We start from the raw sequence: 10,578 nt of genomic DNA, 5'->3' as shown, positions 1-10,578 counted from the left end.
GGGGACGGCGTCGACCGCTCCCAGCATGTCTGCCAGGACGTCCTCCCGGGACGGCAGTGGCGAACGGAGCAGTGCCCAGCGGGTGGGCTGCGCGACCAGATGGTCCCCCAGTGCGCTGGACGCGCCGAGCAGTCCCAGCAGGCGTCCCCGCAACGGGAGGTCGGACCGCAGCGCCGAGTCCAACCCCGCTACGCCGGTGTCGTCGCCACCGCCCGCAGCCGGTCCCCCGCCCGACGATTCGGCCGCCAGTGCCTCCCGCAGCCGCACCAGCGTCCCCAGGGCGAGATCCGGGTCGGGTGCGCGCGAGAGCGCCCACATCAGCGGTGTGGCGTCCTCGTCGGTCCAACCCAGGTAGTGCAACCAGTCCCCGGCGCGCGCATCGAGCAGTCCCAGCCTGCCCGGGCTGGGCACCCTGGACCGCGAGGAGTCCATACTCACCGGGACCGTCCGATCAGTGCGCTGGGTGATCTCACAGCGCGAGGTAGCTACGGAGCTCGTACGGGGTCACCTCGTTGCGGTACTCCCGCCATTCCCGACGCTTGTTGCGCAGGAAGAACTCGAACACGTGCTCGCCGAGTGCCTCGGCGACGAGCTCGGACTCCTCCATCGCGTCGAGGGCCTGCTCGAGGCTCCCCGGAAGGTCGGTGTACCCCATCGCCCGTCGTTCACGCCGGCTCATGGTCCACACGTCGTCCTCGGATTCCGGGGGCAGCTCGTATCCGTCCTGGACGCCCTTGATCCCGGCGGCGATCATCACGGCGTACGCGAGGTACGGGTTGCACGCCGAGTCCGGGCTGCGGACCTCGATCCGACGGGAGGACGCCTTGTTGGGCGTGTACATCGGAACGCGCACGAGCGCCGAGCGGTTGGCACGACCCCAGGTGGCGGCGGTGGGGGCCTCGCCGCCGCCGATGAGCCGCTTGTACGAGTTGACCCACTGGTTGGTGACGGCCGAGAACTCCGGGGCGTGACGCAGGATCCCGGCGACGAACGACTTCGCGGTGGTGGACAGCTGGTACTCGTCGTCCGCGTCGTGGAACGCGTTGGAGTCACCCTCGAACAGGCTCATGTGGGTGTGCATGGCCGACCCCGGGTGGTCACGGAGGGGCTTGGGCATGAACGACGCCCACACCCCGTTGTTCATGGCCACCTCCTTGACGATGTAGCGGAAGGTCATGATGTTGTCCGCCATGCTCAGCGCGTCCGCATACCGCAGGTCGATCTCCTGCTGCCCCGGCGCACCCTCGTGATGGGAGAACTCCACGGAGATGCCCATCGCCTCCAGCGCCTCGATCGCGTGCCGCCGGAAGTGCGGAGCCGAATCGTGCACCGCCTGGTCGAAGTAGCCGCCGTTGTCCGAGGGGACGGGCTCGGCCCCGTTGGTGTCGAGGCTCTTGAACAGGAAGAACTCGATCTCGGGATGCACGTAGCAGGAGAAGCCGAGATCGGCCGCCTTGTTGAGCTGCCGGCGCAGGACGTGGCGCGGATCCGCCCAACTGGGGCTGCCGTCGGGGTTGAAGACGTCGCAGAAGATGCGCGCCGAGTGCTGGGCGCCGTCGGCATGCGCCCACGGCAGGACCTGGAACGTCGACGGATCCGGCTTGGCGATGGTGTCCGCCTCCGAGACCCGCGAGAACCCCTCGATGGCGGAGCCGTCGAAGCCGATCCCCTCCCCGAACGCCCCCTCGAGTTCTGCGGGTGCCACGGCCACTGACTTCAAGGTCCCGAGAACGTCGGTGAACCAGAGCCGGACGAACCGGATGTCGCGCTCTTCCAAGGTCCTGAGAACGTACTCCTGCTGGCGGTTCATGGGGTCCAACCTAGTGCCTGTCGTGTTACGGGCGTGTGACATCGGGCCCCCGACACGCCCACCGACCCCTCCCCGCGCCGTGCGGCCCCGGCCCAGGGACCCACGCCCCCGGGGTCGTGGCAGACTCATCGGCGACGGCGACGACCGTCACCGCCCCCTGTCCACCCGGGGACCGGCCCTCCTGCCGGCCTCGAGGTCACTGTAGGAAGGCCACACCGCCATGAGCGACAACCCAGACAACCCGGTCTACGGCTCCGGTGGTGCACCGGACGCGGGACCCCGGGGGCTGACGCGGGTGACCAGGATCCACCACCTCGCCGAACTGAAGGCCGCGGGGGAACCCTGGCCCATGCTCACCGCCTACGACTACGTCTCCGCGCGTCTGTTCCAGGAGGCCGGGATCCCGGTCCTGCTGGTCGGGGATTCGGCGGCCAACGTGGTCTACGGGTACGACACCACGGTCCCCGTGACCGAGGACGAGATGATCCCTCTGGTCCGCGCGGTCACCCGGGGAGCCCCGAAGGCGCTCGTCGTGGCCGATCTCGTTTTCGGCAGCTACGAGACCTCCCCGGCTCAGGCGGTGTCCGCCGCCACGCGGATGATGAAGGAGGGCGGCGCCCAGGCCGTCAAACTGGAGGGCGGCGTCCGGATGGCCCCGCAGATCCGGGCGATCGTGGACGCCGGGATCCCCGTGATGGCCCACATCGGCTTCACCCCCCAGTCGGTCAACGGCCTCGGCGGCTTCCGAGTCCAGGGACGCGGGGACGCCGCTGACGCACTGCGGGCCGACGCCCGCGCCGTGCAGGAGGCAGGAGCCTTCTCCGTCGTCATGGAGATGGTCCCCGCCGACCTCGCCCGGGAGGTCACCACCGAGTTGGACATCGCCACGGTCGGCATCGGCGCCGGGAACGGCTGCGACGCCCAGGTGCTGGTGTGGCAGGACATGGCCGGACACGGCACCGGGCGGACGGCGAAATTCGTCAAGCGTTACGCGCAGCTCGCCGACACGCTGCGCGACGCCGCCCGGGAGTACGGCGAGGAGGTCCGCGCCCGCGCGTTCCCCGGACCCGAGCACTCCTTCTGACGGCGCGGTCAGCCCCGATGACCCCACAGACCACGCTCCGCACCCCGTACCCGCGTATCGCGCCGTACGAGACCGGCATGCTCGACGTGGGCGACGGTCAGGGCCTGTACTGGGAGTGCTCGGGCAATCCCGACGGCGCCCCGGTGCTGTTCGTCCACGGCGGCCCCGGAGGCGGGACCACGCCGGAGCATCGCCGGATGTTCGACCCGGAGTCCTACCGGATCATCCTGGTGGACCAGCGGGGCTGCGGACGGAGCACTCCGCACGTCGCGGACGGGGCGGACCTCGCCGTCAACACCACGTGGCATCTCACGGCCGACCTCGAACGCCTGCGTGAGGCGCTGGGGATCGACCGCTGGCTGGTGTTCGGGGGATCGTGGGGGACGACGCTGGCGCTGGCCTACGCCCAGCAGCATCCCGATCGCGTCCGCGGCCTGGTGCTCCGCGGGATCTTCCTGTGCCGACCGTCGGAGATCGACTGGTTCTACCGGGGCGGCGCCGCCCACCTGTTCCCCGACGCCTGGGAGGGCTACCTGGCGCCACTCGTCGCCGCCGAGGGCGCCGAGACGGTCCATCGGGACGGCTTCGACCACGTGGCCGCCTACCACCGCCTCCTACACTGCGGTGATCCGGCAATCGAGATCGCCGCCGCGCACGCGTGGACGACGTGGGAGACCACCACCTCCACCCTGCTCCCCCGGCCTCCCGCCGCGGACGGCGACGAGGCGGACCGGTTCGCCCTGGCCTTCGCCCGCATCGAGAACCACTACTTCGTCAACGATGCGTTCCTCGGCGGGCGGGCCATCCTGGACCGGATGGACCGGGTCGCGCATCTGCCGGCCGTGATCGTCCACGGCCGCTACGACGTGGTCTGCCCGGTCGCCAACGCCTGGGAACTGCATGCGGCCTGGCCGGGCTCCGAGTTGCACATCGTCCCCGACGCCGGGCACGCGATGGCCGAGCCCGGCACCACCCATCACCTGCTCGAGGCGACCGACCGCTTCCGGCCCTGAGCCCCACGCCCGGCTCGGCGAGGGCTTTCGGGGATCAGACGACCCCGAAACGGCGCGAGGCGGCGACCGTGGCCTTCTGGTACCCCGACGGGAAGAGTCGGACCATCGCGTCGATCACGTACGCGTCGGGGCCCACCAACACACGGGCTCGGCGCCGCTCGACCGCGTCGAGGATCACCCGCGCGGCTGTCGTCGCCTCCGTCCGTGCGAACTTGGAGTCGAAGATCGCGGCGAAGGTCGCGCTGTCCAGACCCTCGGCCGCGCCGGCGCTCCTGGCGACCGCGGTCTTTATGCCACCGGGGTGGACACAGGTGACGTCCACGGGCTGGCCACCGGCGAGCATCTCCATCCGCAGCGATTCGGTGAACTGCTGCACCGCCGCCTTGGCCGCGTTGTAGGCGTTCTGTGTGGGCACCGAGAGGATCGCGAAGATGCTGGAGATGTTGACGATGTGTCCGTCCCCGGAGGCGATGAGGTGCGGCAGGAACTCCTTGGTGCCGTGGACGACCCCCCAGTAGTCCACGTCCATCACGCGGGCGATGTCCTTGTACCCGGACTGCGCGACCGACCCGGTGAACGCGATCCCGGCGTTGTTGACGACGAGGTGGACCACGCCGAACTGCTCGACCACGCGGCCCGCGTACTCGGCGACGGCGGCCTGCTCGGTGACGTCGAGCCGGTCGGAGTGCACCTCCACCGACGATTCCGCTCCGATCAGCCTCACCGTCTCGGCCAGTCCGTCGACGTCCACGTCGCTCAGGGCCAGCCGGGCCCCCCGCCGCGCCGCCTCCCGCGCGAGCTCACGGCCGATGCCGGAGCCGGCCCCGGTGATGACGACGACCTTGCCGTCCATCTGCCAGCGGGGACGGCGGGAGGTCAGGCCACCCAGGGCGCCGAGCACCCTGGTGATCGGCGCGCTCACCGGAGCGCCTCCTGCCCGGTGGGCACGGCGGCGGTTCGGTCGACCTCGGTCCGGCGGTAGGCGCTCACATCGAACTCCCTCGTCTGGTTGCGGAAGGTGAAGGTGAAATCGGGCCACACGGCCGGGGCGTTGCCCTTGGCGTCCAGGTACCAGCTCTTGCAGCCGGTCAGCCAGACCGTCTTGCCGGTGTTCTCGCGCAGCTCACGGTTGTACGCGTTCTGGACCGCCGCTCGGACGTCGACCGTCTGCAGGCCGCGGTCGCGCATGGCGCGGATCGCGTCCACGAGGTAGTTCAGTTGGGACTCGATCATGTAGATGATCGACGAGTGACCGAGGCCCGTCGCGGGACCCATGAGGACGAACATGTTGGGGTATCCGGCGACGGTGGTGCCCTTATAGGCCTCCATCCCCTCGCTCGCCCAGGTGTCCGCGAGGGTTCGTCCCGCCGAGTCGCGGACGCGCTCGAAGAACGGCGAGTCCGTGACGTGGAACCCGGTGGCCACCACCAGCACGTCCGCCGGGTGCTCCGCGCCGTCGGAGGTGACGATCCCGGTCTCTGTCACCCGGCTGATGGGCGTGGTCACCACGTCGACGTTCCGGCGACCGAGCGCCCGGTACCAGGTGTTGGACAGCAGGATCCGCTTGCACCCGATCTCGAAGTGCGGGGTCAGAGCGGCCCGCAGCTCGGGGTCGCGCACCGACATCGCGAGGTGCGCGCGCCCGAGCGCCTTGATCGGGGCGAGGGCGGCCCGGGTCCGGGTCAGTCCCACGACCTGGAGCTCACGGCTCGCGTACTGCAGGCCCCGGACCGCGCGCTGCAGACCGGGGACCCTGCGGTAGAGGGCGCGCTCGAACCCCGGGTACTTCCGGTCGATGCGGGGCAGCACCCAGGGCGCGGTGCGTTGGTAGACGTCCAGGTGCTCGACGGCCGGGGCGATGGACGGCACCACCTGGATCGCGGAGGCTCCGGTGCCGATCACCGCGACGCGCCGACCCGCCAGGGGGACCGAGTGGTCCCAGCGGGCAGTGTGGAAGACGGGGCCCGCGAAGTCGTCGATACCGTCGATCTCCGGGAGCTTGGGCTCGCACAGCGCACCGACGCCCAGGACCAGCACTCGCGCGTCGTACTCCCCCGCCGTGGTGCTCACCGTCCACCGGCCGCGGTTCTCGTCGTACTGCGCCGAGGTGACGTCGACGCCGAACCTGATCTTGTCCCGGACCCCGTGGTCGTGCGTGACGCGACGGATGTAGTCGTAGATCTCGCCCTGGGGGGAGAACGCCCGCGACCACTCCGGGTTGAGGGCGAAGGAATACGAGTACAGGTGGGATGGCACATCGCACGCCGCCCCCGGATAGGAGTTGTCGCGCCAGGTGCCACCCACGTCCTGGCCCCGCTCGACCACGATGAGGTCGTCTACCCCCTCCTCGGTGAGTCTGATGGCCGCCCCGAGTCCGGAGAATCCGGCCCCCACGACGAGGACGTCGACTCGTGTCGTCTGATCCACTTCTTCTCCCCACGGCGAGCATGTGATCGGAACCACTGCGATCTTACCCGCAAGTAAGTCCGAGCCGGCACGGGACGTCGACAAATGGTGGGTGGCGGCCCGGTCGCGACGCACCGGACCCGATGTTCACCCGGGCCTGATACAACCAGTCCATGACGATCAGCGAGACGGTGGAGATCGAGAGCAAGTTCGAGGTCGACCCCGACACCCCGATCCCCGCCGCGGACGCCTTCGCCCCCCTGCTCGCGGACGACCCCGTCGTGCACGAACTCTCGGCCACGTACTACGACACCGCCGACCTCAGCCTCACCCGCCACAAGGTCACCCTCAGACGCCGTACCGGCGGCGACGATTCCGGCTGGCACCTCAAGCTCCCCTCCGAGGCCGGACGGGTGGAGCTGCGGCTCCCGCTCGACCACGGCGACGACGTTCCGGCCGAACTCGTGGCCGCGGTGGCAGGGCTGGTCCGCCGCCGACCGCTCGCGCCCGTGGCCCGCGTGAACAACAGGAGACATGTGATGCTCCTGCGCGATCCCGACGGAGCCGCCGTCGTGGAGTTCTGCGACGACCGCGTCTCGACGCAGTCGTTCGCCACCGGGAACGCGGACGGGGACTGGCGGGAATGGGAGGTGGAACTGGTCGATCCGTCCCGGCCCGGAGCGAGGGGCCATCTCGACACCGTCGCCACCGCGTGCACCTCCGCCGGGGCCACGACCTCGTCGTCGTCGTCCAAACTCGCCCGCGCCCTCGGCCCCCTCCCCTCGCCGGACGACGCGGGCGTCTCCGCGGTGAGGGACGCCCTGCGGGAGGACCTCGACAAGGTACTCGACCACGATCCCGCCGCCCGGCGCGTCACCATGGTGGGCGTTCACCAGATGCGCGTGGCGGTCCGTGGCCTGCGCAGCACCATCAGCTCGTTCGCCGAGGAGCTCGAGGCGGAGACCGAGGGCACGGAGATCGACCTGGCCGACCTGCTCGACGAGCTCAAGGTTCTCGCCGCGGTCCTGGGTAAGGTCCGCGACATCCAGGTGGTCGACCAGCGGCTCGGAGGGCTGGCCGCCGAGTACCCGGACGACGTCGTGAGCCCGCTGACCAGGCAGCGACTGAGCGACGAGCTCGCTTCCGAGGAGCGACGTGCCGGCGCGCGGGTGACGGAGGCGTTGGGGTCCGACCGCTACCTCGCCCTGCTCGACCGGCTGCACCTGCTCGTCGACGTCGCCGGCACCGGCTCGGGTGGCCGCTCCGGCACCGACTCGGGCTCCGGATCGGGGCCCCGTTCCGGGGACACCGCGCCGACCTCGAAGAAGCGCAGGCGCGAGGCCCAGGACATGGTCCTGCGAGGAGTCGACCGACAGTTCGCCAAGTTCACCAAGGCCCGCACCCGCACCGAGCGCGACCTCGACTCGCTCGAGCTGACCCTGGCCCAACGCGAGGAACTGACCCACGTGGTCCGTAAGCGCGCCAAGGCACTGCGGCGCAACGTCGGCGCCCTCCGGGAGTCGGACGGACTGACCGTCGCGCCGCTGCGCACCGCGTGCCAGCGACTGCACACCGTGCTCGGCGACGTCCAGGACAGCGTGACCGCCCGGATGTGGATCCGGCGGATCGCCAGGCGGGCGGAGTCCGCGGGCGAGCCGACCTTCGGTTTCGGCGTGCTCTTCGAGCACGAGCGCGGCTTCTCCGAGCGCGCGCTGGCCGGGTTCGAGAGCGATGCGGCCACCGTCACCGCCGCCTACCGAGAGCTGTCGGAATCCCGGCGCGCGGCGCGGCGGAGGAAGACGACGAACAAGAAGAAGAAGAAGAAGAAGGGCACCGGCACGTAGCGCCGCCCTTCTCAGTCCTTCTCGTCCTCTGCGTCCCACGCCTCGTTGCGGGCCTTCGCCTTGTCCAGCGCGGCCTCGGCCTCGCCGCGGGTGGCGTAAGGGCCCATGCGGTTGTCCCAGTTGGTCACCTTGCCCTGCAACGCCTGGCCCGTGCCGATGTCGTAGTACCACTGTTCTTCCGACATGACGGGCCTCCTGGGATCGTCCGGTGATCTGCCGACCCGTCCGACTCTACCCGGGGTTGCGACCCGGCTGGCTCCGTCTCACCGACTTGCGCGCCCACTTCGGCTCGCGCGGCGGATTCGCCCGGGGATTCCGGCGATGCGCGTGCGGAATGGACCCGAGACGCCGCGCAAGCCCAGCGAGGCGCGCACACGTCAAGATCGAGGCGAACGAGCCGGCCTGTAAGCCGGATCCTGTGCCCCTCCGCGGACGGAGAGGCGACGACCATCCATCTGGGCACACCGTCACCGGGTACCTCGAGCGGTCCACCCGCGGACTCGGGCGAGCAGCCCTCTCGTGCATCTCTGCACTCCATCCGCGCAGCCGCACCGCGGGCGGTGCGGCCTTCGACCTTGCTCCGGGTGGGGTTTACCTAGCCGCCCCGGTCACCCGGGGCGCTGGTGCGCTCTTACCGCACCGTTTCACCCTTACCGCGCTCGCGGGCGCGGCGGTCTGTTTTCTGTGGCACTGTCCCGCGGGTCACCCCGGGTTGCCGTTAACAACCACCCTGCTCTGTGGAGTCCGGACTTTCCTCGGACCGGGGCCTGCCACCTGGTGGCGCCGGTTCCCCTGCCCGCGGCCGTCCGGCCGACTCGTTCGCCCTGGCGAGTCTAGTCGAGGTGCGAGGTGTCGTTGACCAGGTGCACCGACGTGGGACCGTCGGGATAGAACCGCACGTCGGACACCGAGGCCAGGTCCAGGTGGAGCCGGAATAGCAGCTCGTCGCCGGCGTCGAGGGCCGCCCTGATCGCGAGCTTGATGGGCGTGACGTGACTGACCACGGCCACCACGCCGCCCGGGTTCTCGGAGACGATCCGGCGCAGTCCCCGCTCGACCCGGGCGCGGACCACGGCGAAGCTCTCGCCCCCGGGGGGCGGCACGGCGGTGTCAGACATCCAGCGTGAGTGCAGAGCGGGGTCCTGCTCCGCGGCCTCGGAGAAGGTCAGACCCTCCCAGAGTCCGAAATCCGTCTCGATGAGGTCGTCCTCGACAACCAGCGGGACTCCCGTCGCCTCGGCGGCCCGCTCGGCGGTCCCCAGGCACCGGCGCAGCGGGGAGGAGACGACCGCCGAGAGCCCGGGGAGGCGGGCCAACCGCTCTGCGGTGCGCTCGGCCTGGAGCACGCCCAGCTCTGTGAGGTCGGGGTCACCCTGTCCGGAGTACCGGCGGTCCACCGAGAGCGGGGTCTGACCGTGACGGGCCAGCACGATCCGGGTGGGGCTCCCGGCCGCGCCCGTCCAGCCGGGACCCCCGCTCACGAGTTGGCAGTGCGGACGACGATCACGCCGCACTCCGGGCAGGTCAGGACGTCGTCGGCGGGTGCCGTACGGAACGCCGACACGGTGGTGCGGTCGAGATCGATCGCGCAGGCCGAGCACCGGCCGCCGTTGAGGATCGCCGCACCCACGCCGGCCTGCTGTGCACTACGGGTATAGAGGTCGAGTAGGTCCGCGGGGAGGTCCTCCGCCTGGCGGGCCCGCTCGGCGGTCGTGGCGGTGACGGAGTCCTCGAGGTGGGCGAGTGCCGTGTCGCGGACGGTGGTGGCCATTCCGAGGCGGGCGTCCAGGTCGGTGATGATCGCGCCGGAGTGGCGGACGTCGGCGTCCACCGCCTCGTGGCGCTCGGTCAGCTCGGAGAGTTCGGCCTCCAGGTTCTCCTGACGACGGTGGAGCGATGCCAGCTCGTACTCGAGCTCGGTGGCCTGCCTGTCGGACAGGCCGCCGGCGGCCAACGCCGCGGAGTCGCTCTCGCGACGCCTCCGCACGGCGTCGAGGTCCGAGCTCAGCTTGGCGATCGCGCGATCCAGGTCCTCCACGTGTATCCGAGCCCGCGCGGCGGACTCCACGGCAGCCCGGCGCTCGGCCTCCAACGTGTCCACGGTGGCCTGCTCCGGGAGGGAGCGCCGACGGTGGTCGAGGGAGCCCAGGCGCAGGTCGAGCTCGGCGAGGTCGACGAGTCGACGCTGGAGGGTGGGATCGGCCTTCATGAGGGCCAAGACTACCGCCCGTCGCCCGCCGTCCCCGACGCCACCGTCCAGGGGTCGGTGCGCAGGTCGCAGACGGTCGCCGCGACCCCGACCCCCTCCTCGAGCAACGCCGCGGCCTGCGCACACCACGGGTACTCGAGTGCCCAGTGCGCCGCGTCCACCAGCGCCGGGCCGCCTCCCCGCAGGTGCTCGTCGACGACGTGGTGACGCAG

General features: G+C 70.8%; 8 protein-coding genes, 1 other RNA gene and 3 pseudogenes. 3 read left to right on the top strand and 9 right to left on the bottom strand.

Going from position 1 to position 10,578, the window contains the following annotated elements:
• Window positions 1–432, bottom strand: a pseudogene (locus G6026_RS17060) (bifunctional [glutamine synthetase] adenylyltransferase/[glutamine synthetase]-adenylyl-L-tyrosine phosphorylase); the annotation flags it as partial.
• A gap of 37 nt (window positions 433–469) precedes the next feature.
• A complete protein-coding gene (gene glnA, locus G6026_RS02210) occupies window positions 470–1,810 on the bottom strand; it encodes a type I glutamate--ammonia ligase (RefSeq protein WP_107756167.1) in 1,341 nt (446 codons plus the stop codon).
• A 220-nt stretch (window positions 1,811–2,030) separates the two neighbouring features.
• Between glnA and panB the strand changes: the two genes are divergently transcribed.
• Together panB and pip are read left to right on the top strand one after the other, a co-directional pair.
• Window positions 2,031–2,894 carry a 3-methyl-2-oxobutanoate hydroxymethyltransferase gene (gene panB / locus G6026_RS02205; RefSeq protein ID WP_182612133.1) on the top strand — a complete coding sequence of 288 codons (864 nt, stop codon included), beginning with the start codon at window positions 2,031–2,033 and terminating at the stop codon, window positions 2,892–2,894.
• 17 nt (window positions 2,895–2,911) lie between these two features.
• On the top strand, window positions 2,912–3,907 hold the full coding sequence (pip, locus tag G6026_RS02200) for a prolyl aminopeptidase (protein WP_107756165.1): 996 nt from the start codon (window positions 2,912–2,914) through the stop codon (window positions 3,905–3,907).
• 34 nt (window positions 3,908–3,941) lie between these two features.
• Here pip and G6026_RS02195 read toward each other — a convergent pair whose 3' ends face one another.
• Both G6026_RS02195 and G6026_RS02190 read right to left on the bottom strand, forming a co-directional pair.
• The gene (locus tag G6026_RS02195) at window positions 3,942–4,760 is read right to left on the bottom strand and encodes an SDR family NAD(P)-dependent oxidoreductase (protein WP_107758043.1); all 819 of its coding nucleotides are present in this window, start codon (window positions 4,758–4,760) and stop codon (window positions 3,942–3,944) included.
• 65 nt (window positions 4,761–4,825) lie between these two features.
• Window positions 4,826–6,334, bottom strand: coding sequence for an NAD(P)/FAD-dependent oxidoreductase (locus tag G6026_RS02190; RefSeq protein WP_107756164.1), 1,509 nt, complete (start codon window positions 6,332–6,334; stop codon window positions 4,826–4,828).
• Window positions 6,335–6,486: 152 nt separating this feature from the next.
• Between G6026_RS02190 and G6026_RS02185 the strand changes: the two genes are divergently transcribed.
• Window positions 6,487–8,157 (top strand): CYTH and CHAD domain-containing protein, encoded by a 1,671-nt coding sequence (locus tag G6026_RS02185; RefSeq protein ID WP_182612132.1) that lies wholly within the window; start codon window positions 6,487–6,489, stop codon window positions 8,155–8,157.
• Between the two features lie 11 nt (window positions 8,158–8,168).
• On the opposite strand, the gene G6026_RS02180 is transcribed toward G6026_RS02185, so the two are convergent.
• The 5 genes and pseudogenes from G6026_RS02180 to G6026_RS02160 form a co-directional block, all read right to left on the bottom strand.
• Complete coding sequence (locus G6026_RS02180; protein ID WP_156607149.1) at window positions 8,169–8,342, bottom strand: SPOR domain-containing protein; 174 nt, start codon at window positions 8,340–8,342, stop codon at window positions 8,169–8,171.
• 204 nt (window positions 8,343–8,546) lie between these two features.
• Window positions 8,547–8,975: RNase P RNA component class A (gene rnpB, locus G6026_RS02175), an RNA gene on the bottom strand.
• Window positions 8,976–8,990: 15 nt separating this feature from the next.
• Window positions 8,991–9,626, bottom strand: a pseudogene (locus tag G6026_RS02170) (histidine phosphatase family protein); the annotation flags it as partial.
• Between the two features lie 8 nt (window positions 9,627–9,634).
• Window positions 9,635–10,366: a C4-type zinc ribbon domain-containing protein gene (locus G6026_RS02165; RefSeq protein WP_107756161.1), complete on the bottom strand. Its 732-nt coding sequence runs from the start codon at window positions 10,364–10,366 to the stop codon at window positions 9,635–9,637.
• A gap of 11 nt (window positions 10,367–10,377) precedes the next feature.
• Window positions 10,378–10,578, bottom strand: a pseudogene (locus tag G6026_RS02160) (Nif3-like dinuclear metal center hexameric protein); the annotation flags it as partial.

Source organism: Dietzia sp. DQ11-38-2 (assembly GCF_014145055.1).
Lineage (GTDB): Bacteria > Actinomycetota > Actinomycetes > Mycobacteriales > Mycobacteriaceae > Dietzia.
Note: the sequence above shows the minus strand (reverse complement) of the source record. Positions and strands in the feature narration are given on the sequence as shown.